The organism is Pseudomonas sp. HMSC067G02, from assembly GCF_001813485.1.
Classification (GTDB): Bacteria; Pseudomonadota; Gammaproteobacteria; order Pseudomonadales; family Pseudomonadaceae; genus Pseudomonas; species Pseudomonas aeruginosa.
In genome coordinates, this window is the sequence record NZ_KV812729.1 from 291462 (window position 1) to 314968 (window position 23507).

The window sequence follows — 23507 nt, forward strand, 5'->3', positions numbered from 1 at the left end:
ATTAGAGAGCCTATTCGGCTCATTCTGTGAGCCGATAATGCCAGCTATTCGGCTCACTGTCTAATTCTCAAGCTGGGTTGATAGCTTGATGAGCATGCCTGTTCAGGGTGACTGAGTCAGCTAAAGCGCCTGTTTCAGCACTTCAGAAACCTTGTGGACAGAGGTCGGCCGTACCCCTTGGGCATCGATAAAATTTGATGCAGGGACATGTAGCTCTCGGGCTACAAAATGGGGGCAGGTCACATGCGCTCGGAGCCGCTGTGCTGGATGTACACGCCGCGTACCATCTCGTCTTCGGTGCGGCGTGCCCAGTCTTCGGCGTCGCGCTTGGTGCGGAAGGTTTTTTCGTTGGTCGGCCAGTCCGTTTTGCGGACCACGGGAAGGGGGACGATTGTTGCCATCAGATAAGGACTCCAAAGGCAGACTGGCTAACCAGTACTGTACCGATCTTGTACCTTTTGGCCATGGAGCCGTTTATGAGGCCACTATCCCAGAAAGCGCAAAGCCGCGCAGTGCGCGGCTTTGAAGGTGGTGGGCCCACACGGACTCGAACCGTGGACCAAAGGATTATGAGTCCTCTGCTCTAACCGACTGAGCTATAGGCCCCCAGAGTCGGGTGGGGATGGGCCATTGCTGGCCCATCCCCCCCTAAGAACCGTACGTGCGCCTTTCAACGCATACGGCTCAAGCCTTTCAAAGCCCCCTAACGGGCCGGCTTGCTTACTGTCAGACCACGAGCATGGAGTTGCTGGTGGCAAGCGGGGTGCAATAGTACCCGGTTCTCCAGGGAGTCTCCACCGCCTTGTGAGCGATAGAGGATGTGGTGGTCGTGCCACCCGGTTTCCCTGGTTATCGGTTGGTTGCAGAGCGAGCAGAGCCCCTTCTGGGAGAGGTATAGGTTTCTGATCTGAGTTCGGTACTTCAGCTTTTTCAACATCCGTTCCGTTCGCAGTTTTTCACCTATTGCTTCCATGGCTGGATCGTAGGGGTTGTATTCCCCACTCACCTTCCTATGTCGCTCAATCGGCGTGCTCGCCAGCGAGTACAGCGCGACCTCCCGTTTCTTACCGTTGCTTTCCAGCACCGTGGTAGCGAACACCCAAGTCTTGTCCCCGTGAATCCGGAAATATCGCCTCCTGATCCAATCCAGTGACTTGTTCGGGTGCCGCCGTTTCGCCCAACGCCAGAGCTTGAGAAACACTCTGTTGTCCATGCGGCTGAACGTTTGCTTGGCAACCACTGGCTGGTGATACAGCGCCCAGCCGCGCAGAATCGGATTCAGCGTTCGGATCAAGTCCTCTTGCCTTGCCGTCCTGCTGGTTTCGATGACCTCCTTCACCTTGCCGTAGAACGCTTTCGCGTTCTTCTGGCTGGGTTTGATCAGAAGCTTCCCGTTGTACTTGCGGAAGTTCCAACCGAGGAAGTCGAAGCCCTGATCTATGTGGGCGATCCGCGTTTTCTCCAGAGAGAGCTGCAGCCCGCGTACCGCCAGGAACTGCTCTACCCAGGGTTTGACTTCTTTCTCCAGTACCTCGGGAGAGACACCGGTGATGACGAAGTCGTCCGCATAGCGCACCACATTGAGTTTCAGCTTCTTCGCCCTTGTCACGCCCAGGTGTCGCTTGAGCTGTGATTCCAGGCCATCGAGCACCATGTTTGCCAAAGTAGGCGAGATGATTCCGCCTTGAGGTGTTCCAGCATCCGTTGCCTGGAGCTGGCCTTTGTGGATCACGCCGGCCTTCAACCATTTCCGGAGGATCACCTTGTCCGTGGGGACATGGTTCAGTAGCCAGTCATGATTGATGTGGTCAAAACACCCTTGTATGTCCGCCTCCAGTATCCATTGGGCCGAAGCCTTTCCGGATAGGCAAACGAACAACTGGGACATTGCATCCGCCGTGGATCGCTCGATCCTGAAGCCATAGCTGTTCGGATCGCCGGTGGTTTCTGCAATGGGCGACAGAGCGAGCAGGTAGAGTGCCTGCATTGCCCTGTCAGTCATGGTCGGGATACCCAGGGGGCGCTCCTTTCCGTTCGACTTCGGGATGGACACTCGCCGTAGAGGCCGAGGTTGGTACCCGCGCCTTTTCAACCCTTGTGCCGCTTTCCACTTGGTGTCAGGCGTATCCCAGAGCACGCGGTCGACTCCCGCCGTGCGCTTGCCCTGGTTTTCAGTGACTCTCCGTACAGCCAGGTACCTGGCCGACGTCGAGCGGGTCAGCATCCGTTGTAGGGCCTTCACCCTGCGCCATTTGCCTTCCCGACAAGCCTTCGCAATCCGTACCTGCATTCCCCGGACATTCCGCTGGACCCGACACCAGTCGATGTCGTGCCACTGCTGCGGAGCGCCGGAAAGCGCAGACCCGGCCGATGGGCTGAGTTCTTTCATGCTGCTTTCCTCTCATGATGGTTAGTCCACCCGAGCGGAAGGCGCACGCCGGTCCCTGACGGGATGCGCGCACCCCGCCAAGGTTGGTTTGTGTGGGCTCGATGTTGCTGAGCCCTGGGTTCATTGAGACAGGTTCAATCAGAGTTCTTGCGACGAAAGACCACGCAGAAGTCTGCCCGGTTTCCCGTGGGGTGATGTTCCAACCCCTATCCAGACGATTACAGCCTGGCGTTCGCTTTCTCTGCGATCCCATACCCGCACCGCCAACAGTTCGCCTTACGGCTCCCCTGCCCCGAGGGCGGCGATACGGGCTTACCACGTTCCCTGACTGTCACACGACTGGGTTAGGACCTGCCTTTTCACCGGTGGTCTGAAGGCGACGTATCTCCACGACCTACGGAGATAACCGACCACGTACCTTTTGGTTCGAGCCTGTCAGCAGCTTTGGCTCGTCAATCCTTACGGTGTTTATCAGCAGTTCACCTAGGTTGCCCGTACCAGTCAGCCTAGCGCCTTGGGTCGGTGCTACTCCGACCCTCTGCGGTTCACCTCACGGTGAATTCGCACCCTCGCGGGGGCTACGTTGTCGGGAAAGCTTCGCACCCTGCCGTTACCAGCAACGCACGTTTCCCTAGGCTACCGTTGGTCGCACAACGAGTCCGCTGCCACTCCATACAAGCAGTGGTTGGACAATGACAGACAGAGCTTTCGCTCATGTCTCCTTTGGGGAAGGGAGAACAGGGACGACCTGCTGGCCGCCAGTTCCTGATTTATTACCTCCTGTTTCAAATTACGCAGGAGGTGACCCCAGCGGGGATCGACTCTCCCGCAGGGGTTGGTTTTAGGATGCGCTCCAAGACCGGTGTTCTGGTCCTGCGGTCGTGCTGCCGAGAGCTCAACGACCTTGGGTTTTTATTGCCACCGCCGCTGCGGCAAGTCCTTGAAGGCAAAAGACTTCTGGGCGAGTTTTGGTTCCCGGGGATGGATACCCAAGCGTTCGATTTCCTTGCGGAAATCCCCCAAGCTGACCCTACAGCTTGGAGACGGAGACACGCCACGCGTGTCGCACAGGTCGGCGGATTATACCGGCGCTTCTCGGGGAGCGCCAATCGGCTGGCGCGGTTTGAGGAATTTGCTGGCGAACAGCTCGGCGGGCAGCGGCGGGCTGAGGACGAAGCCCTGGATCTGCTCGCAGCCTTCGTGGGTGAGGAAGCTCTGCTGGCCTTCGGTTTCCACGCCTTCGGCGATCACCGTGAGCTGCATGCTGCGGCCGAGGGCGATGATGGCGCGGGTGATGGCGGCATCGTGGGGATCGTCGGGGAGGCCGCGGATGAACGACTTGTCGATCTTCAGGATGTCCAGCGGCAGGCGCTTGAGGTAGCTGAGCGAGGAGTAGCCGGTGCCGAAGTCGTCGATCGCCAGCTGTACGCCGAGGCGCTTGAGGCCGTGGAGGACGGCGAGGGCCTCCTCGGTCTGGTTCATGATGAAGCTCTCGGTGATTTCCAGTTGCAGCCGCGACGGTTCCAGGCCGGACTGCTCCAGCAGTTGCTCGAGGCGTTCGATCAGTTGCGGCTGGCCGAGCTGGGCGCCGGCGAGGTTGACCGACAGCGGGCCGAACGGCGCGTGCAGCTTTTGCCATTCGCCCATCTGCTGGCAGGCGTGTTCCAGCACCCAGTCGCCGAGGGGCAGGATCAGGCCGCAATCCTCGGCGAGGGGGATGAAGCGCTCCGGGGAAATTTCCCCGAACAGCGGATGGTACCAGCGCACCAGTGCCTCGGCGCCGACCAGCAAGCCGCTCTCCAGGCTCAGCTTGGGTTGGTAGTAGAGCTGCAACTCGTCGCGCTCGAGGGCGCGGCGCAGTTCGGTTTCCAGCGCCATGCGCTCGGTGGCCAGGTAGGTCAGTTCGCGGGTGTAGTACTCGATGCGGCTGCGGCCCCGCGACTTGGCGCGGTACATGGCGGCGTCGGCGTTCTTCACCAGGGTCGGGGCGTCGTCGCCGTCCTTGGGGAACAGGGCGATGCCGACGCTGGCGCTGACGAAGAATTCATGACCGTCGGCCTGGAACGGCGCGGTGAAGGCATTCAGCAGCTTGCGCGCGACGTGCTCGGCGTCGCTTTCCTGGTGCAGGCCTGGGAGCAGGATGATGAATTCGTCGCCCCCCAGGCGGGCCACGGTATCGACGTCGCGCAACTGGTCGCGCAGGCGTTCGGCGATGGCCTTGAGCAGCAGGTCGCCGATGGGATGGCCGAGGCTGTCGTTGATGTGCTTGAAGCGGTCCAGGTCGATGAACAGCACGGCGCCGGGACGGCTCTCTTCGCGGGCCTCGTCGAGGGCGTGATTGAGCCGGCTCTCGAACAGCAGGCGATTGGGCAGGCCGGTGAGCGGATCGTGGTGGGCCTGGTAGTCGAGCCGGGCCTGGGCGTACTTGAGGGTGGAGATATCGGCGAAGACGCCGACGAAGTGGGTGATCTCGCCCTGCGGATTGTGTACCGCGCTGATGGTCAGCCATTCGGGGTACAGCTCGCCGGTCTTGCGTCGGTTCCAGATCTCGCCCTGCCAGTGCCCGTCGCGCTCCAGCTGGTTCCACATGGCGAGGTAGAAGCTGGAGTCGTGTTGTCCGGAGGAGAGCAGGCTGGGCGAGCGTCCCAGCGCCTCCTGCTCGCTGTAGCCGGTGATCTCGCTGAAGGCGCGGTTGACCGCGGTGATGCGTTGGCGGGTATCGGTGATCATCACGCCTTCGGCGGTGCTTTCGAAGACGGTGGCGGCCTGCTGCAGCTTCTCCTGCATGAGCTGGCGCTCGGTGATATCGCGGGCGATGGTCAGCACGCAGTCCTCGCCATCGATGCTGATCCGGTGGGCGGACATCTCGCACTGGCGGATGCCACCGTTGCGGTCCCGTACAGGGGCGGTGAAGCCCTGGGTCAGGGTGTGGTGGCGTACCAGCGAGATCAGGCGCTTGCGGTCCTCGGTGTCGACCCACAGGCCGAGTTCGAGCGTGGAGCGGGAGATGACCTCGTCGCGGCGGTAGCCGGTGAGACGGGTGAAGCCTTCGTTCACGTCGATCAGCGTGCCGTCTTCGAGGCGGCTGATCAGCAGACCGTCGGGGTAGGCATGGAAGGCGTTGGCGAACTTCTCCTCGGAGATCCGCAGCAGTTCCTGGGTCTCCACCAGGTGGGTGATGTCGCGGATCACCACCACCAGCGCCGGTGTCTGGTCGAGGGCCACGTGCTGGGCGCTGAGCAGCGCGCTGAAGGTACTGCCATTGCGGCGCCGCAGGGGCACCTCGAGGTTGGTCAGGTTGCCGTGGCCGAGCTTTTCCAGGACCTGCGGGCCCAGGCCGGGGAGTGCCCAGATGCCCAGTTCGGTGGCGGTCTTGCCGATGGCGTCGTCGGCGGCGATGCCGATCTGCTGCTCGAAGGTGTTGTTCACCGCGAGGAAGCGGCCGTCGGCGCCATTGGCCAGTACCACCATGTCCGGACAGTGGTGGAACACCGAAGCGAACTTCTGTTCGGACAGGCGCATGGCCTGCTCGGTGAGCTTGGCCTCGGTGATGTCGATCATCAGACCGCGCAGGAGCAGGTCCCGGCCTTGCGCGATCGGGGTGACCAGATCGCGAATCCAGACTACCCGGCCGTCGGCGGCGAGCATCCGGTAGTCGAAGCTGTGGTCGCGTCCGGCCTGGCTTTCGCTCATGCAGTAGTGGATGGCGTACTCGGCGTCCATGGGGTGCAGGGTCCGCTGCCAGAAGCCCGGCTGCAGCCATTCGCCGAGAGGATAGCCGAGCAGGCGTTCGGCGTGGGGCGAGACGTAGGTGAAGCGGTTCTCCTCGAGGCGCATTTCCCAGGCGATGGCATTCAGGCTTTCCACCAGTCCCCGGTAGTGCTGTTCGCTGTCGCGCAGTTCGCGCTCCAATTGCCGCCGGCGACTCACCTCGCGGCGCAGGCGGCGGTTCATGGCCAGCAGTATGGCGACCGAGACCAGGATCAGCAGGACGATGGGAAGGCCGTAGGTCGCCATCTCGCGCCAGGCCGGACGTCGGTCGAGCAGGCCGCCGACCCAGGGGGCCTGGAGTCGCTCGATCTCCTCGGCGCTGAGGTCGGCGAGGACCTTGTCGACGATCCCGGCGAGGATCGGTTGTCCGCGCGGCACGGCCATCGCCAGTTGGTAGCGGTATGGCGTCTCGCCGCTGATCTCCAGGCCGTTGAGCTTGAGCTGGCGGAGGTTCCATACGCTGGAGGCGAAGTCGCCGACGAAGGCGTCGGCCTGGTCGGTGGCCAGCGCCTGCAGGGCTGCCGCTACCGAAGGCAGCGGCAGCAGGGTGAGGTCGGGATGCTGGGCGATCAGCAGTTCGTGAGGAGCATAGTGGTCGACCACCGCGACCTTGAGTCCGTAGAGCTCGTCGATGCGCTTCGGCATCGGGCCGTTCTTGCGTGCCAGGATGATGATCGGGAAGTCCAGGTAGGGCCGGGTGAAGCTCAGGTACTCCTGGCGCTCCGGGGTAGCCATGATGCCGGGCAGCAGGTCCAGCCGACCGTCCTTGGCCTGCTCCAGGACCTGCGTCCAGGTCTTCGGTTCGACAGGCGTCAGGCTGACGCCCAGGCGTTCCTGCAGCAGGCTGACGTAGCCGGCGGCGAGTCCCTGGTAGCGGCCCTGTTCGTCGCGGAACTCGAATGGCGGCCAGGAGGTGTCCACGCCCAGGCGGATGCTCGGGTGCTCGGCCAGCCAGGCCCGTTCCTCGGGCGTGAGCGTGAGGGCGCCGGCCAGCCCCGGCCAGCAGCAGGCCAGACACAGGAGAAGCACGGCCTGCAGACGCTGCATGAGGCGGTCTCGCGGTGGACGGGAATATAAGCGGAAGTGTAGACGCCGGGCGGCGGGGCAAGCGGCAAAGAAAAACCCCCGGTTTTTCAGGCCGGGGGTTCGTTCGTCACTCGTCGAGGAAGGAGCGCAGGTGCTCGCTTCGCGACGGATGGCGCAGCTTGCGCAACGCCTTGGCTTCGATCTGGCGGATCCGCTCGCGGGTCACATCGAACTGCTTGCCGACTTCCTCGAGGGTGTGGTCGGTGTTCATGTCGATGCCGAAGCGCATGCGCAGCACCTTGGCTTCCCGGGCAGTGAGGCCGGCGAGGACTTCGCGGGTGGATTCCTTGAGGCTCTCGCTGGTCGCCATCTCGATCGGCGACTGCATGGTGGAGTCCTCGATGAAATCGCCCAGGTGCGAATCTTCGTCGTCACCGATCGGGGTTTCCATGGAGATCGGCTCTTTGGCGATCTTCAGTACCTTGCGGATCTTGTCCTCAGGCATGTCCATGCGCTCGCCAAGCTCTTCCGGGGTGGGCTCGCGACCCATTTCCTGGAGCATCTGGCGGGAGATGCGGTTGAGCTTGTTGATCGTCTCGATCATGTGCACCGGGATGCGGATGGTGCGTGCCTGGTCGGCGATCGAACGGGTGATCGCCTGGCGAATCCACCAGGTGGCGTAGGTAGAGAATTTGTAGCCACGACGGTATTCGAACTTGTCCACCGCCTTCATCAGGCCGATGTTGCCTTCCTGGATCAGGTCGAGGAATTGCAGGCCGCGGTTGGTGTACTTCTTGGCGATGGAAATCACCAGGCGCAGGTTGGCCTCGACCATTTCCTTCTTCGCCCGGCGAGCCTTGGCTTCGCCGATCGACATCGCGCGGTTGATTTCCTTGATCTCGGCGACGGTCAGCTCGACCTCGCTTTCCAGGGCCGCCAGCTTCTGCTGGTTGCGCAGGATGTCGTCGCGCAGGCGCTCGATGGCCTCGGCGTACTTCGGCTTGCTCTTCAGGACGCTGTCGACCCACTTCTCGTCGGTCTCGTGGTTCGGGAACAGGCGCAGGAAGTCGGCACGCGGCATGCGCGCGTCACGCACGCAGAGTTGCATGATGGCGCGTTCCTGGGCGCGCACGCCTTCCAGGGCGGAGCGCACGCGGGCGACCAGGGCGTCGAACTGCTTGGGCACCAGCTTGATCGGCATGAACAGCTCGGCCAGGCCGGTGAGTTCGGCGGTGGCCTGCTTGCTGCCGCGACCGTGCTTCTTCAGGGCCTTCTTGGCCTTGTCGAGCTGCTCGGAGACCGCGGTGAAACGCAGGCGGGCTTCTTCCGGATCCGGACCGCCGTCGCCTTCGTCGTCGCTGTCGCTGCTGTCGTCGCTTTCTTCTTCCTCGTCGTCCTTCTCTTTCGAGTCGGCGGAATCGTCCTTCAGGTTGACCGGCTCCACCTCTTCGGCGGGCAGGCTGCCGTCATCGGGATCGATATAGCCGCTGAGGACGTCGGAGAGGCGACCGCCTTCGGCGACGATGCGATTGTAGTCGGCCAGGATGCTGTCCACCGTGCCCGGGAACTGGGCGATGGCGCTCATCACTTCGCGGATGCCTTCCTCGATGCGCTTGGCGATTTCGATCTCGCCTTCGCGGGTCAGCAGTTCCACGGTACCCATTTCACGCATGTACATGCGCACCGGGTCGGTGGTGCGACCGATGTCGCTTTCCACCGCGGCCAGGGCCGCTGCGGCTTCTTCCGCTGCGGCTTCGTCGGTATCCGCCTCGGCCAGCAACAGGGCATCCGCATCCGGGGCTGTCTCGAATACGTTGATCCCCATGTCGTTGATCATGCGGATGATGTCTTCCACCTGTTCCGGATCGGAAATATCCTCCGGCAGGTGGTCGTTGACCTCCGCGTAAGTCAGGTATCCCTGCTCACGGCCTCGGGCGATCAACTCTTTCAGACGAGATTGCTGTTGCGCTTTTCCGGACATAACACCCTATCCACTGAAGGTCTTGGCGGGCAAAAAATAAGCAGAGGATTATACCTGATGCCTGGGCTGAGGCGCCAGTTCAGCTCTGGGAAGGCGATGAAGCGGCAACACTGTAGTGCTCTCTGAGCAAGGCTTTCTCTTCATCGGTCAGTTCACTGTAGCTCTTCTGCATGACGCTGCGTAAACGCTCCTCCCGCTCGCCGAAACGCTGGCTCTCGGAGAGTTTAGTAATGGTGTCGAAGAACTGCTTTTCAAGGTTCTCCTGGACGATCAGCCACTCCTTCTCGCCCAGGGCCTGCAGCAGGCGGCCCTGGGGCGTGCCGTGCCAGCGCGCGATGAGTTGCATCGAGCTCTGCCGCGGGTTCTTCTGCAGGGCTTCCAGCAGGGACACCAGCAACTGGGCGTAGGTATCCTGCTCCCTGGCGAGGGTGCCCGCATCGTCGACCTTCAAGGCCAACTGCGGATGATGCAGCAAGGTGCGCAGGGCGTTGAGGGTGGTGGACTCCACGCTGACCGGCGTTCGTTGCGGAGCCTTGAAGTCGCCGCGGCCGCCTTTGTCCCACTTCTTCTTGCCATCCCACTTCTTGCCGTCCCAGGGCTTCTTGTCCTTGTTCCAGCTCTTGCGCGGTTGCGCCTCGCCATAGCCTGGCGCAGCGTCGAACGGCGCATGGGAGGGCTCGTTCTCGTAGTAGGCGCTGGCGGCGAAATAGTCGTCGCCGTCCAAGACGCCGCTCGCTCCGTGGTCCATGGACGACGGTGGCGGGCTGTGGTGCGCCAGTTGTCCGATGTTTTCGCCGGACAGGCCGGTGATTTCCGACAGACGTTGCCGCATCAGCAGGCGCAGGTTGTTCCCGGGAATCTTCTCCAGCAGCGGCGCGGCGAGGGTCGCCAGGTGGGCCTTGCCTTCCAGGGTGGCGGGGTCGGCCTCGAGCATCAGTTGCTGGAAGAAGTACTCCGCCAGCGGCTGGGCCTGCTGGGTGATGCGTGCGCGGAAGGCATCCTCGCCCTCGGCGCGTACCAGGCTGTCCGGGTCCTCCCCCTCGGGGAGGAACAGGAAGCGCACGCGCTTGCCGTCCTGCAGGTTCGGCAGCACCGACTCCAGGGCGCGCCAGGCCGCCTTGCGGCCGGCCTGGTCGCCGTCGAAACAGAACAGGATGCTCGGTACCAGGCGGAACAGGCGCTTGATGTGTTCCTCGCTGGTCGCCGTGCCGAGGGTCGCCACCGCGTTGCGGATGCCTTGCTGGGCCAGGGCGATGACATCCATGTAGCCCTCGACCACCATGATCTCGTCGAGGTCGCGATTCTTCTGCCGGGCTTCGTAGAGTCCGTAGAGTTCCTGGCCCTTGTGGAAGACCGGAGTCTCCGGGGAGTTCAGGTACTTCGGCTTGTCGTCGCCGAGCACCCGGCCGCCGAAGGCGATGATCCGCCCGCGGCTGTCGCGGATCGGGAACATCACGCGATCGCGGAAGCGGTCGTAGCGCTTGCCGGTGTCGCTGTTCTCCACCAGCAGGCCGGCGTCGAGCATGGCCTTGAGTTGCAGGTTGTCGCCACCCAGGTGCTTGAGCAGGTTGTCCCAGCCGGGCGGGGCGAAACCGAGGCCGAAGTCGCGGGCGATCTCGCCGGTCAGGCCGCGGCCCTTCAGGTAGTTCACCGCGGCCTTGCGCGCCGGGTGGCTTTTCAGCGCCTGCTTGTAGAACTCGGCGGCGGCGCTGAGCAGCGGGTAGAGCGGCGAGTCGGTCGGCTGGCGCGGCGTGTGCCCGCGTCCGCCGCGTTCCTCGCGCGGCACGTCCATGCCGGCGCGCTTGGCCAGTTCCTCGACCGCCTGGGGGAACTCCAGCTGGTCGTGGTCCATGACGAAGCCGAGCGCGTTGCCGCCGGCGCCGCAGCCGAAGCAGTAGTAGAACTGCTTGTCCGGGCTGACGGTGAACGAGGGAGTCTTTTCCTTGTGGAACGGGCAGCAGGCGCTGTAGTTCTTGCCGGTTTTCTTCAGCTGGATGCGCGAACTCACCACCTCGACGATGTCGGTGCGGTTCAGCAGGTCATCGATGAAGCTTTGCGGAATCAGGCCGGCCATGGTGTTCTCGAAAACGACGGCGCGTGGGCGCAGAGCGGCAGCATAGCAATTATCGCCGGGCCGATCAGGCCGGCGCGGTGTTTCAGGAGGAGAGGCGCGCCTTCAGGCGCTGGCTGACCTGTGCCATGTCGACGCGACCCTGGACCTGCGGTCGCAGCAGGTTCATCGCCTTGCCCATGTCCTGCGGACCCTGGGCGCCGCTGTCGACGATGCTGCGCTCGATCAGGGCGTCGATCTCATGGTCGTCCAGGGGCTTGGGCATGAAGTCCTGGAGCACGAGGATCTCGGCGGCCTCGACCTCGGCGAGGTCCTGGCGGCCGGCGTCGCTGAACTGGCGCTGGGCGTCGCGGCGCTGCTTGATCATCCGGTCGAGGATCAGCAGGGCTCGGGCCTCATCCACCTCGATGCGTTCGTCGACTTCGACGCGCTTGATGTCCGCGAGGGCCAGGCGCAACGTGGTCAGCCGCGGCTTGTCCTGGGCGCGCATGGCGACCTTGACGGCGTCGAGGAGGCGGGATTTGATTTCGCTCATGGCGGAAAGCCGAAAGCCCGGCCGGGGCCGGGCTGAGGCACGATCACTGACGCCTGGGCGTCGAGTGGATCAGTACAGGCGCTCGCGACGGCGCTGTTCGCGCTGTACTTTCTTCGCGTGGCGCTTCACTGCGGCAGCGGCCTTGCGCTTGCGCTCGGCAGTGGGCTTCTCGTAGAACTCGCGGCTGCGAACTTCAGCCAGTACACCTGCTTTTTCGCAGGAGCGCTTGAAACGACGCAGGGCTACGTCGAAGGGTTCGTTCTCTTTTACTTTGACGGCTGGCATCCAGGTCGTACCTTCACTGATTACCGGGGGTTGAACGTACTCCGGCAAGGTGGCGCGGATACGTCGGTTTTCAAGGGTTGCGGATATTAACGGTTCGGCCGGAGGAATGCAAAGCCTCCGATCGAAAAACACTGGTCTGGCGCAAAGCCGCCGATTATCATGCGCGGCTTCGTATTTGCCAAGCTCTAAGGCTCAAGCCCATGCGCGTGCTGGGACTGGAAACGTCCTGCGACGAAACCGGCGTCGCCCTTTACGACAGCGAACGCGGCCTGCTGGCCGACGCGCTGTTCAGTCAGATCGACCTCCATCGCGTCTACGGCGGCGTCGTGCCCGAGCTGGCCTCGCGCGACCACGTCAAGCGCATGCTGCCGCTGATCCGCCAGGTGCTCGACGAGTCCGGCTGCACGCCGGCGGATATCGACGCGATCGCCTATACCGCCGGCCCCGGCCTGGTCGGCGCCCTGCTGGTGGGGGCTTCCTGTGCCCAGGCGATGGCCTTCGCCTGGGGCGTGCCGGCGGTCGGCGTGCACCACATGGAAGGGCACCTGCTGGCGCCGATGCTGGAAGAGCAGCCGCCGCGGTTCCCGTTCGTCGCCTTGCTGGTTTCCGGCGGTCACACCCAGTTGGTGCGGGTGGACGGTATCGGCCGCTACCAGTTGCTTGGCGAATCGGTGGACGATGCCGCCGGCGAAGCCTTCGACAAGACCGCCAAGCTGATCGGCCTGGGCTATCCCGGTGGTCCGGAAATCGCCCGCCTGGCGGAGCGCGGCACTCCTGGCCGCTTCGTGTTCCCGCGGCCGATGACCGATCGCCCCGGCCTGGACTTCAGCTTCAGCGGGCTCAAGACCTTTACCCTGAACACCTGGCAGCGTTGCGTCGAGGCCGGCGACGACAGCGAGCAGACCCGCTGCGACATCGCCCTGGCGTTCCAGACCGCGGTGGTCGAGACCCTGCTGATCAAGTGCCGTCGCGCCTTGAAGCAGACCGGCCTGAAGAACCTGGTGATCGCCGGCGGTGTCAGCGCCAACCAGGCGCTGCGCAGCGGCCTGGAAAAGATGCTCGGCGAAATGAAGGGGCAGGTGTTCTACGCCCGCCCGCGCTTCTGCACCGACAATGGCGCGATGATCGCCTACGCCGGCTGCCAGCGCCTGCTCGCCGGCCAGCATGACGGCCCGGCGATCAGCGTCCAGCCGCGCTGGCCGATGGAGTCGCTGCCGGCGGTCTGAGTGGCCGCCAGGTCGCAGTCAGGCAGGTGTCGATGACGCAGCTGGGCCAGACTGCATGAAGTTTTTTCCTTTTATGGATTAGAAATGCCGTTCGCGGCCGGCGAACAGATCGCGTAAGTTGGCGCGGTGCCGCCAGACGATCAGGCCGGTCAGCACGGTCATCGGCAGCAGCGCTCCGGGCTGCTGCCAGGCCAGCAACGGCAGGGTCAGCGGGGTGGCCACCAGCGAGGCGAGCGAGCTGGTGCGCGACAGCTTGAAGGTCAGCAGCCAGGCCGCCGCGGCCAGCAGTACGGCCGGCGGATAGAGGCCGAGGAGCATGCCCGCGGCGGTGGCGACACCCTTGCCGCCGCGGAAGTTGAAGTACAGCGGATACAGGTGGCCGATCACGGCGGCGATGCCGACCCAGGCCTCCTCCATCACGCCGAGCCCCAGCCAGCGGGCGACCAGCACCGGCAACAGGCCTTTGCCGACGTCGCCGAGCAGGGTCAGGATGGCGAGTTTCTTCCCGGCGACGCGCAGCATGTTGGTCGCGCCGGGGTTGCCGGAACCGCTGGCGCGCGGGTCCTGGGTGCCGAACCAGCGGCTGAGCAGGACGGCGAAGGAGAGGGAACCGAGCAGGTAGGCGAGGATCGCCAGTAGCCAGACCATGGATTCCACCGAGGACGAGGATGTCCTCGATTCTAACGGGGCGGCGCACGCTTGTCGTGGCATCCCTTGGAGCGGGTAGCGAAGTGGACAGAGTTTTTATCGAAGGCTTGGAGGTCGATACCGTCATCGGCGTGTACGACTGGGAGCGCGGCATCCGTCAGTGCCTGCGCCTGGACCTGACCCTGGGCTGGGACAACCGTCCGGCCGCCGCGGGCGACGATCTCGCCCTGGCGCTGGACTATGCCGCGTTGTCCGAGCGGGTGCAGGAATTCGCCCGGGAATCGCATTTCCAGTTGGTGGAAACCTTCGCCGAGCGCCTCGCCGAGGTACTGATGGGCGAGCGCGGCATTCCCTGGCTGCGCATCCGCGTGACCAAGCCCGGCGCGGTGCCGGCGGCCCGTGGCGTTGGCGTGGAGATCGAACGCGGATGTCGCTGATCCCGGTCTACCTCGGCCTCGGCAGCAATGTCGAGCGTGAGCGCCACCTGCATGCCGGCCTCGATGCGCTGGCCGGTTTCCTTCATGACCTGCGTTGCTCGCCGGTGTTCGAGAGCGAGCCGGTGGGTATCAAGAGCGGGCCGTTCTTCAACCTGGTGGTGTCTGCCCGCACCGATCTGCCGCTGGCCGAACTGAGCCTGCGACTCAAGCACATCGAGGCCGACAATGGCCGCTATGCGCCAGAGCGCAAGGGGCTGCCGCTGGATATCGACGTGCTGTTCTACGGCGACCTGGTGGGCGATTTCGATGGCCTGGTGCTGCCGCGCGCCGAAGTGCTGAAGAACGCTTTCGTGCTCTGGCCCTTGTCCGAGCTGGCGCCGAACCTGGAGCATCCGGTCGCCCGCCAGCCGCTGGGCGATCTCTGGCGCGAGGCGAGGATCCAGCAGAAGCTCTGGCCGGCGCCATTCGAATGGCGTGGCCAGGCGTTGACTCCCGAAGCGCTGCTTCAGGCCTTTCCGCGTTCTTCCTTGTAGGCCTTGAGTGCGGCGAGGCGCGCACGCTTCAGCGCCTCGCCCAGTTCCGCGCCCTTCAAGCCCTTTTCCACCAGCGGCTTCACGCTGACCGCCCGCGCTGCCTGCGCCGCGCCGAGCAGGTAGGCGGCCTGCGGATAGTCCCGCTGTTCCAGGCCGAGGCGGCCGCGCGCGTCCATCTCGCTGGCGGCGACGAACTCCTCGAAACGCTGCGGGCGGCGATACACGTCGAAGCTCTGCAACAGCTCCAGCAGTGTATTCGGGCGCAGCTCCAGCGCCCGGTGGGCATGGGTGTGGTACTCGCCCACCAGGCGCGCCAGTTCCTGGCAGTCGCGCGGCACCCTGAAGCGCTGGTTCACCGCATCGATCAACGGCACGCCGCGAGCCTCGTGGGCGATATGGCGGGGCCAGTCCGCTTCGCTGGTGAGTCCCTTGCCCAGGTCGTGCAGCAGGCAGGCCCAGCGTACGCTGAGCGGCTGCCGGTGGCGGGCGCATTGCTGCAATACCGACAGGACATGGACGCCGGTATCGATTTCCGGATGGTGGGCCGCCGGCTGCGGTACGCCGAATAGCGCCTCGACTTCCGGGATCAGTTCGGCCAGGGCGCCGCAGTCGTGCAGGACCTGGATGAAGACCTCGGGGTTGGGTTCCATCAGGGCGCGGGAAATTTCCTTCCAACTGCGCTCCGGGGTCAGCGCCTGCAACTCGCCGGATTCCGCCAGTTGGCGCATCAGGGCGAGGGTTTCGGCGGCGACCCGGAAGCCCAGGCCGGCGTAGCGGGCGGCGAAGCGCGCTACGCGCAGGACCCGCAGGGGATCCTCGGCGAACGCCGGGGAAACGTGGCGCAGCAGGCGCGCCTCGAGGTCGGCCTGGCCGCCGTAGGGGTCTATTACCCGGCCCTGTTCGTCCTCGGCCATGGCGTTGATGGTCAGGTCACGGCGAGTCAGGTCTTCCTCCAGGGTCACCTCGGGGCTGGCATGGAAGGTGAAGCCGCCGTAGCCGCGCCCGCTCTTTCGCTCGGTGCGCGCCAGGGCGTATTCCTCGCCGCTCTGCGGATGAAGGAAGACCGGGAAGTCGGCGCCCACCGGGCGGTAGCCGCGGGCGAGCATCTCGTCGCTGCTGGCACCGACCACCACCCAGTCGATATCGGTGACCGGACGGCCGAGAAGGCGATCGCGCACGGCGCCGCCGACCTTGTAAATCTGCATGGGAATCCTCCGCGTGATAGGCGGAAGTCTACCCCAGGGTGTCCTAGCGGGCGCGTGGAAGCTGCCGGAGCAGGGCGCCGACCGCCAGTTCGAGCTGTTCCGGATTGGCCCTGGCGGGGCTGAGGCCGGTGCTTACCATACCTTCCCAGAGAACGCGCTCCTCCAGGTCGACCAGGCGCACGCGCAATGTCCCGGTTTCGTCGCGCAGGCGGTGGATCGCCAGATAAGGCCCCATGCCGGAGGTGGGCGGAAGGTCGGGGCGGAACTCCAGCGGTGCGTCGCGTAGCGCCAGCCAGTAGTAGACGCGGAATTGCGGGGTAGCGCTCTCGTGGTAGCCGTGGGCCGCCAGTCCCTGGCGCAGCTCTGCGTTTATCAGCGGATAGCGGTTGCGGTAGGGAAGGGCGTCGACCGCCTGTTCCGGCGGCATCAACTGGAAACCTTGCAGGCCGGGCAGTCCGGCGCTGGCCGGATGGGTCACCCGGGCGCTGGGGATGTGGCTGGCGCAGGTGGCCAGGACGAGGCAGAGCAGGACGATGGCGAACAGGCGCATGGCGGCTCCCGTGGACGGCCGGCTTCTTGTTCTGCTGTGGGCGCCCCGACCGTGCCGGCATGCTGGCCGGCGGTCGGGGCGGACGTCAACCGATCAAATGGGCGGGATGATCAGGTCCAAACGCGGGTAGCCTTCCTCGCCCTCGCTGGCGCCCTTGGGCGGCATGTGGTGGGTCTGCACGAGCTGGTCGCCCTGCAGGGTCTCCAGGTGGATATCGAAGCCCCACAAGCGATGCAGGTGCTTGAGCACGTCGGCGGTGGAGTCGCTCAGCGGCTGGCGGTCGAACTGCTGGTGGCGCAGGGTCAGCGAGCGGTCGCCGCGACGGTCGACGTTCCAGATCTGGATGTTCGGCTCGCGGTTGCCGAGGTTGTACTGCGCCGCCAGGGTCTCGCGGATGGTGCGGTAGCCGGCTTCGTCGTGGATCGCCGCGACCAGCAGGTCGTCCTTCTGGTCGTCGTCGAGAATGCTGAACAGCTTCAGGTCGCGAATCACCTTGGGCGAGAGGAACTGGAGGATGAAGCTTTCGTCCTTGAAGCTCTTCATGGCGAACTTCAGCGTGGCCAGCCAGTCGCTGCCGGCGATATCCGGGAACCAGCGGCGGTCCTCGTCGGTAGGTTCCTCGCAGATGCGGCGGATGTCGCGGTACATGGCGAAGCCCAGGGCGTAGGGGTTGATGCCGCTGTAGTAGGGGCTGTCGAAGGACGGCTGGTAGACCACGCTGGTGTGGTATTGCAGGAACTCCATCATGAAGCCGTCGTTGACCAGGCCTTCGTCGTAGAGGTCGTTGAGCAGCGTGTAGTGCCAGAAGGTCGCCCAGCCTTCGTTCATCACCTGGGTCTGGCGTTGCGGGTAGAAATACTGGGCGATCTTGCGCACGATGCGGATCACCTCACGCTGCCAGGGCTCCAGCAGCGGCGCGTTCTTCTCGATGAAGTAGAGGATGTTCTCCTGCGGCTCGCTCGGATAGCGCGCCATGGATTGTTCCTTGTCCTTGCCGCCGACGCGCGGGATGGTCCGCCAGAGGTCGTTGACCTGGCGCTGGATCAGTTCCTCGCGCTCCTTCTGCCGCTGCCGCTCCTCTTCCGCGGAAATCGGGTAGGGCCGCTTGTAGCGGTCGACACCGTAGTTCATCAGGGCGTGGCAGGAGTCGAGCAGGTCTTCCACCGCGTCGATCCCGTAGCGCTCCTCGCACTGCATGATGTACTGCTTGGCGAACACCAGGTAATCGATGATCGAACTGGCATCGGTCCAGGTGCGGAACAGGTAGTTGCCCTTGAAGAAACTGTTGTGCCCGTAGCAGGCGTGGGCGATCACCAGCGCCTGCATGCACTGGGTGTTTTCCTCCATCAGGTAGGCGATGCAGGGGTCGGAGTTGATCACGATCTCGTAGGCCAGGCCCATCTGGCCACGCTTGTAGTTCTTTTCCGTGCTGAGGAAGTGCTTGCCGTAGGACCAGTGGTTATAGCCGATCGGCATGCCCACCGAGGCGTAGGCGTCCATCATCTGCTCGGCGGTGATCACCTCGATCTGGTTCGGATAGGTATCCAGGGCATAGCGTTCGGCGATCCTGCTGATTTCCCGGTCGTACTGCTGGATCAGCTCGAAGGTCCATTCCGAGCCGGTGGCGATGGGCTGGCGCTTGCTCATGCGACGAGCCTCCTCTGGAACAGCTCGCGGAACACCGGGTAGATGTCCGATGCCGAGACGATCTGCTGCTGGGCGAAGCTGTCTTCGAAGGCTTCGCGCACGCGCTCGTACTCGAACCACAGGGCCTGGTGTTCGCGCGGGGTGATCTCGACGTAGGTGTAGTACTGGACGAACGGCATGATCTGCTTGAGGAGGATGTCCCGGCACACCGGCGAGTCGTCGTTCCAGTTGTCGCCGTCCGAGGCCTGGGCGGCGTAGATGTTCCACTCATGGGTCGGATAACGCTCGGCCATGATCTCCTGCATCATCTTCAGCGCGCTGGAGACGATGGTGCCGCCGGTCTCGCGGGAGTAGAAGAACTCCTCCTCGTCGACCTCGCGGGCGCTGGTGTGGTGGCGGATGAACACCACTTCGATCTTCTCGTAGTTCCGCTTGAGGAACAGGTAGAGTAGGATGAAGAAGCGCTTGGCGATGTCCTTGGTCGCCTGGGTCATCGAGCCGGAGACGTCCATCAGGCAGAACATCACCGCCTTGGAGGTGGGGTTGGGCTGCTTGACCAGCAGGTTGTACTTGAGATCGAAGGTATCGAGGAACGGCACCCGGTCGATGCGCGCGCGGAGCTTGGCGATTTCCAGCTCGAGTTCCTGGATATCGCCGAGGTTGTCCGGTTCTTCGCGCTTGATCCGCTCCAGTTCCTTCAGCGCCGCGCGCAGCTTGGCCCGGCTGCCGCCGGACAGCGCGATGCGCCGCGCATGGGCCGAGCGCAGGGTGCGGACGATGTTGATGCGCGACGGGTTGCCGTCGTTGCTGATGCCGGCGCGGACGGTCTTGAAGGTGTCGGTGCCGGTGATGTGGCGCTTGACCAGGTTGGGCAGCTCCAGGTCCTCGAACATGAAGTCGAGGAACTCCTCCTGGGTGATCTGGAAGACGAAGTCGTCCATGCCTTCGCCGCTGTTGCTGGCCTTGCCGCCGCCGCGGCCACCCCCGCCGCCGGATGGGCGGGCGATGTGCTCGCCGGCGGTGAATTCCTTGTTGCCGGGGTGGACGACGGTCTGCCGCCCGCCGCGGCCATGGTGCAGCACCGGTTCGTCGATATCGCGCCCGGGAATGCTGATCTGCTCGCCGTGCTCCATGTCGGTGATGGAACGCCGGCTGACGGCCTCCTCGACGGCCTTCTTGATGTGTTCACGGTAGCGCCTCAGGAAGCGCTGGCGGTTCACCGTGCTCTTGTTCTTGCCGTTCAGACGCCGGTCGATGACGTAGCTCATGAATGCTCCTCAGGGCCTGTGGCGCCCCGCCGGAGCGGAGGCGCCGAGGTCCGAATGCGACGGCGACCGGTACGGTCGCAGCGACCGTACCGATGGCAGACTACTGCGACTTGCGAACCCGCAGGTACCATTCCGACAGCAGGCGGACCTGCTTCTCGGTGTAGCCGCGCTCGACCATGCGTTTGACGAAGTCGTTGTGCTTCTGCTGGTCCTCCTTGCTGGCCTTGGCGTTGAAGCTGATGACCGGAAGCAGGTCCTCGGTGTTGGAGAACATCTTCTTCTCGATCACCACGCGCAGCTTCTCGTAGGACAGCCAGCTCGGGTTCTTGCCGTTGTTGCCGGCGCGGGCGCGCAGCACGAAGTTGACGATCTCGTTGCGGAAGTCCTTCGGGTTGCTGATGCCCGCGGGTTTCTCGATCTTCTCCAGTTCCTCGTTGAGGGCGGCGCGGTTGAGGATCTCGCCGGTTTCCGGGTCGCGGTATTCCTGATCCTGGATCCAGAAGTCGGCGTACAGCACATAGCGGTCGAAGATGTTCTGACCGTATTCGCTGTAGGACTCCAGGTAGGCGGTCTGGATTTCCTTGCCGATGAACTCGACGTAGCGCGGCGCCAGGTATTCCTTGATGAAGCGCAGGTAGCGCTCGCGGGTTTCCGGCTGGAACTGTTCCTGCTCGATCTGCTGTTCGAGGACGTAGAGCAGGTGCACCGGGTTGGCCGCTACCTCGTGCGGGTCGAAGTTGAATACCTTGGAGAGGATCTTGAAGGCGAAGCGGGTGGAAAGCCCGGCCATGCCTTCGTCGACCCCGGCCGAGTCGCGGTATTCCTGGATCGACTTGGCCTTGGGATCGGTATCTTTCAGGTTTTCGCCGTCATATACCCGCATCTTCGAGTAGATATTCGAGTTTTCCGGCTCTTTCAGCCTCGACAGCACGGAGAACTGCGAGAGCATCTTCAGGGTGTCCGGCGCGCAGTGGGCATGCGCCAGCGAGCTGTTGACCAGCAACTTATCGTAGATCTTGATCTCGTCCGCCACGCGCAGGCAGTACGGCACCTTGACGATGTAGATGCGGTCGATGAAGGCCTCGTTGTTTTTGTTGTTGCGGAAGCTGTGCCATTCCGACTCGTTGGAGTGAGCCAGGATGATGCCGCTGTAGGGCAGGGCGCCGAGGCCTTCGGTGCTGTTGTAGTTGCCTTCCTGGGTCGCGGTCAGCAGCGGGTGCAGGACCTTGATCGGGGCCTTGAACATCTCGACGAATTCCATCAGGCCCTGGTTGGCCCGGCAGAGGGCGCCCGAATAGCTGTAGGCGTCCGCGTCGTTCTGCGGGTATTCCTCCAGCTTGCGGATGTCGACCTTGCCGACCAGCGCGGATATGTCCTGGTTGTTCTCGTCGCCGGGTTCGGTCTTGGCGATGGCGATCTGGTTGAGGATCGAGGGGTACAGCTTGACCACGCGGAACTGGCTGATGTCGCCGCCGAACTCGTTGAGGCGCTTGGTTGCCCAGGGCGACATGATCGAGCGCAGGTAGCGCCTCGGGATGCCGTAGTCCTCCTCGAGGATGGCGCCGTCTTCGTCGGGGTTGAACAAGCCCAGCGGCGACTCGAAGACCGGCGAGCCCTTGATCGCGTAGAAGGGCACCTTCTCCATCAGTTGCTTGAGTTTTTCCGCCAGGGAGGATTTACCGCCGCCGACCGGGCCGAGCAGGTAAAGGATCTGCTTCTTCTCCTCCAGGCCCTGGGCCGCATGGCGGAAGAACGCGACGATCTGGTCGATGCATTCCTCCATGCCGTGGAAGTCGGCGAACGCCGGGTAGCGGCGAATCACCTTGTTGGAGAAGATCCGCGACAGCCTGGAGTCCACCGAGGTGTCCAGCAATTCCGGCTCGCCGATCGCCATCAGCAGGCGCTCGGCGGCAGAGGCATAGGCTGTCTTGTCTTGCTTGCAGAGGTCGAGATATTCCTGGAGGGAATATTCCTCTTGGCGGGTCGCCTCGAAGCGTTCCTGGAAGTGACTGAAAATGCTCATGACGTCTCCTCGCTCGATGCAGTGAGCCGGCGCGGGATCGGTCGTGCGGGTGCGGGGGGGCCGCCAGCCAGGCCGGCGAGAATCCCCCAGACTCCGTCGCTGCACGGTGCTTCCCTTTCCGCCAGCGCTCCTAACGGTCACAGCCGATGGCCCGGAAGCCGGTGTGCCGGCTCTCCCCTGTTTTGGATGGCCTGAGGAAAAGAATAGTTCGTTCTGGACGGAGTAAAGGAAGAAAGGCGAGAGAAGTTACAGTTTTTTTGGCGGGGTAGCGGCGTGGCCTACTCCGCTTCGCCGCTGCTGGTATCCGCGGGATAGACGCTGCGCCATAGCTCGAAGCCGCCGTCGAGGCTGTAGACGTCGCTGAAGCCCTGCTGGATGAAATAGGCGGCGGCGCTCTGGCTGGAGTTGCCGTGGTAGCAGACCACCACCAGCGGAGCGTCGAGGTCGGCGGCGGCGATGAAGTCCGCCACCGAGTGGTTGTCGATGTGCCGCGAGCCGCTGATATGGCCGACAGCGAAGCTCTGCGGGTCGCGGATGTCGACCACCTGGGCGCCGTTTTCGCGGAGCTGGCGGACCTGTTCGGGGGCGATGCGCTGGAAGGTGTCGCTCATGTCGGGGTACCTGTGTACAGGGCGTCCACCGGACGCCGGGGATTCATGCGGGCGTGGCGGCGGGTCTGGCCGGCGCGCGCTGTTCGGCGCAATCGCAGCTCAGGCGTTCGCCGCTGTCGACGTTCAACAGGGTCATCCGCGCGCCCCAGACGCAGCCGGTATCCAGGGCGAACAGGCCGGGCTCGTCGCAGTGGCCTTCGAGGGCCGCCCAGTGGCCGAAGATGATCTTCTCGCCGCGGGTCTTGCGCGAAGGGAAGCTGAACCAGGGGGCGTAGCCGGGCGGCGCGGTGTCGAGGCCTTCCTTGCTCTTCAGGTCGAGCTTGCCATCTTCGGTGCAGAAACGCATGCGGGTGAAGTAGTTGGTGATCACCCTCAGGCGATCGATGCCATGCAGCTTCTTGTCCCACTTGGCCGGCTCGTTGCCGTACATGCCGTCGAGGAACAGCGGCAGGCGCTGGTCGTCGCGCAATGCTTGCTCCACCTCGGCTGCGCGCAGGCGGGCTTTTTCCAGGCTCCACTGCGGGGGGATGCCGGCATGCACCAGGGCGACCTTGCGTTGTTCGTCGTAGTGCAGCAGCGGCAGGCGACGCAGCCAGTCGAGCAGTGGCTCGCGGTCCGGCGCCTCGAGGATTTCCCGCAGCGTGTCGGACTTCTTCAGGCGCTCGGACTTGTGCGCCACCGCCAGCAGGTGCAGGTCGTGGTTGCCCAGGACGCTGACCACCGACTCGCGCATGGCATAGAGGAAGCGCAGCGTCTCCAGGGACTGCGGGCCGCGGTTGACCAGGTCGCCGACCAGCCACAGGCGGTCCTTGGCCGGGTCGAAGGCGACGCGCTCCAGCAGGCATTTCAGGGGATCCAGGCAACCCTGCAGGTCGCCTACCGCGTAGACCGCCATCAGTGCAGCGCTCCCGGTACGGCCAGGCGAAACACCGGGATCGCGGCGTCGAAGGCGATTCCGTCGCTGCCGAGCATCTGATAGCTGCCGCGCATGCTGCCGACCCGGGTCGCCAGCACCGTGCCGCTGGTGTAGGTGTGTTGCGCGCCGGGGGCGATCAGCGGTTGCTCGCCGACCACGCCGGCGCCGCGAACTTCCTGGGTACGGCCGTCGCCGTCGGTGATGATCCAGTGGCGCGACAGCAGTTGGGCCGGAACCTCGCCCTGGTTCTCGATGGTCACCGTGTAGGCGAAGGCGAAACGGTTCTGCTCCGGGGCGGACTGTTCCGGAAGGTAGCGGGTGTCGACCCTGACGTTGACCTGGTGCTGGGTATCGCTCATACGGCTTGCCTGATTCCTGACGAGTG

Annotated in this window: 19 protein-coding genes and 1 tRNA gene; 3 read left to right on the top strand and 17 right to left on the bottom strand. The window is 64.2% G+C overall.

Annotated features, from left to right (window positions below):
* Positions 1-239: 239 nt before the first annotated feature.
* The 8 genes from HMPREF2914_RS30250 to rpsU all read right to left on the bottom strand — a co-directional run bounded on the left by HMPREF2914_RS30250 (position 240) and on the right by rpsU (position 12058).
* Positions 240-401, bottom strand: coding sequence for a hypothetical protein (locus HMPREF2914_RS30250; protein ID WP_015502271.1), 162 nt, complete (start codon positions 399-401; stop codon positions 240-242).
* Positions 402-529: 128 nt separating this feature from the next.
* Positions 530-606 (bottom strand) — tRNA-Ile (locus tag HMPREF2914_RS30255).
* Positions 607-703: 97 nt separating this feature from the next.
* The gene (gene ltrA / locus HMPREF2914_RS30260; protein WP_031691035.1) at positions 704-2389 is read right to left on the bottom strand and encodes a group II intron reverse transcriptase/maturase; all 1686 of its coding nucleotides are present in this window, start codon (positions 2387-2389) and stop codon (positions 704-706) included.
* 1080 nt (positions 2390-3469) lie between these two features.
* Complete coding sequence (locus HMPREF2914_RS30265) at positions 3470-7207, bottom strand: bifunctional diguanylate cyclase/phosphodiesterase (protein WP_023092351.1); 3738 nt, start codon at positions 7205-7207, stop codon at positions 3470-3472.
* A 106-nt stretch (positions 7208-7313) separates the two neighbouring features.
* Entirely contained in the window at positions 7314-9167 is a 1854-nt protein-coding gene (rpoD, locus tag HMPREF2914_RS30270; protein WP_003085035.1) for an RNA polymerase sigma factor RpoD, read from the bottom strand.
* Positions 9168-9246: 79 nt separating this feature from the next.
* Positions 9247-11241, bottom strand: a complete 1995-nt coding sequence (gene dnaG / locus HMPREF2914_RS30275; protein WP_003121834.1) for a DNA primase — start codon at positions 11239-11241, stop codon at positions 9247-9249.
* A gap of 82 nt (positions 11242-11323) precedes the next feature.
* Entirely contained in the window at positions 11324-11773 is a 450-nt protein-coding gene (locus tag HMPREF2914_RS30280; RefSeq protein ID WP_023092352.1) for a GatB/YqeY domain-containing protein, read from the bottom strand.
* Between the two features lie 69 nt (positions 11774-11842).
* On the bottom strand, positions 11843-12058 hold the full coding sequence (gene rpsU, locus HMPREF2914_RS30285; RefSeq protein WP_003085057.1) for a 30S ribosomal protein S21: 216 nt from the start codon (positions 12056-12058) through the stop codon (positions 11843-11845).
* 200 nt (positions 12059-12258) lie between these two features.
* Between rpsU and tsaD the strand changes: the two genes are divergently transcribed.
* Positions 12259-13284, top strand: coding sequence for a tRNA (adenosine(37)-N6)-threonylcarbamoyltransferase complex transferase subunit TsaD (tsaD, locus tag HMPREF2914_RS30290; protein WP_003109020.1), 1026 nt, complete (start codon positions 12259-12261; stop codon positions 13282-13284).
* A 78-nt stretch (positions 13285-13362) separates the two neighbouring features.
* On the opposite strand, the gene plsY is transcribed toward tsaD, so the two are convergent.
* The gene (gene plsY / locus HMPREF2914_RS30295) at positions 13363-13932 is read right to left on the bottom strand and encodes a glycerol-3-phosphate 1-O-acyltransferase PlsY (protein ID WP_003085061.1); all 570 of its coding nucleotides are present in this window, start codon (positions 13930-13932) and stop codon (positions 13363-13365) included.
* Positions 13933-14015: 83 nt separating this feature from the next.
* On the opposite strand from plsY, the gene folB reads away from it, so the two are divergent.
* Positions 14016-14369 carry a dihydroneopterin aldolase gene (folB, locus tag HMPREF2914_RS30300; RefSeq protein ID WP_003099587.1) on the top strand — a complete coding sequence of 118 codons (354 nt, stop codon included), beginning with the start codon at positions 14016-14018 and terminating at the stop codon, positions 14367-14369.
* Complete coding sequence (folK, locus tag HMPREF2914_RS30305) at positions 14360-14902, top strand: 2-amino-4-hydroxy-6-hydroxymethyldihydropteridine diphosphokinase (protein ID WP_003085067.1); 543 nt, start codon at positions 14360-14362, stop codon at positions 14900-14902. The genes folB and folK overlap by 10 nt, the downstream gene beginning before the upstream one ends.
* On the opposite strand, the gene HMPREF2914_RS30310 is transcribed toward folK, so the two are convergent.
* The 8 genes from HMPREF2914_RS30310 to apaG form a co-directional block, all read right to left on the bottom strand.
* Positions 14875-16107, bottom strand: coding sequence for a multifunctional CCA addition/repair protein (locus HMPREF2914_RS30310; protein ID WP_003099584.1), 1233 nt, complete (start codon positions 16105-16107; stop codon positions 14875-14877). The genes folK and HMPREF2914_RS30310 overlap by 28 nt on opposite strands.
* A gap of 43 nt (positions 16108-16150) precedes the next feature.
* On the bottom strand, positions 16151-16657 hold the full coding sequence (locus HMPREF2914_RS30315; protein ID WP_003085071.1) for a DUF4136 domain-containing protein: 507 nt from the start codon (positions 16655-16657) through the stop codon (positions 16151-16153).
* Between the two features lie 93 nt (positions 16658-16750).
* Entirely contained in the window at positions 16751-18304 is a 1554-nt protein-coding gene (locus HMPREF2914_RS30320; RefSeq protein WP_003099581.1) for a SpoVR family protein, read from the bottom strand.
* Complete coding sequence (locus HMPREF2914_RS30325; RefSeq protein ID WP_003099579.1) at positions 18301-19572, bottom strand: YeaH/YhbH family protein; 1272 nt, start codon at positions 19570-19572, stop codon at positions 18301-18303. Before HMPREF2914_RS30325 ends, HMPREF2914_RS30320 begins: the two co-directional genes overlap by 4 nt.
* Positions 19573-19672: 100 nt before the next feature.
* Positions 19673-21595, bottom strand: coding sequence for a PrkA family serine protein kinase (locus HMPREF2914_RS30330; RefSeq protein WP_003085078.1), 1923 nt, complete (start codon positions 21593-21595; stop codon positions 19673-19675).
* 278 nt (positions 21596-21873) lie between these two features.
* Entirely contained in the window at positions 21874-22206 is a 333-nt protein-coding gene (gene glpE, locus HMPREF2914_RS30335) for a thiosulfate sulfurtransferase GlpE (RefSeq protein WP_003085081.1), read from the bottom strand.
* A 43-nt stretch (positions 22207-22249) separates the two neighbouring features.
* Positions 22250-23101, bottom strand: coding sequence for a symmetrical bis(5'-nucleosyl)-tetraphosphatase (locus tag HMPREF2914_RS30340; protein WP_003113213.1), 852 nt, complete (start codon positions 23099-23101; stop codon positions 22250-22252).
* Positions 23101-23481, bottom strand: coding sequence for a Co2+/Mg2+ efflux protein ApaG (apaG, locus tag HMPREF2914_RS30345; protein ID WP_003085085.1), 381 nt, complete (start codon positions 23479-23481; stop codon positions 23101-23103). Before apaG ends, HMPREF2914_RS30340 begins: the two co-directional genes overlap by 1 nt.
* Positions 23482-23507 lie beyond the last annotated feature (26 nt).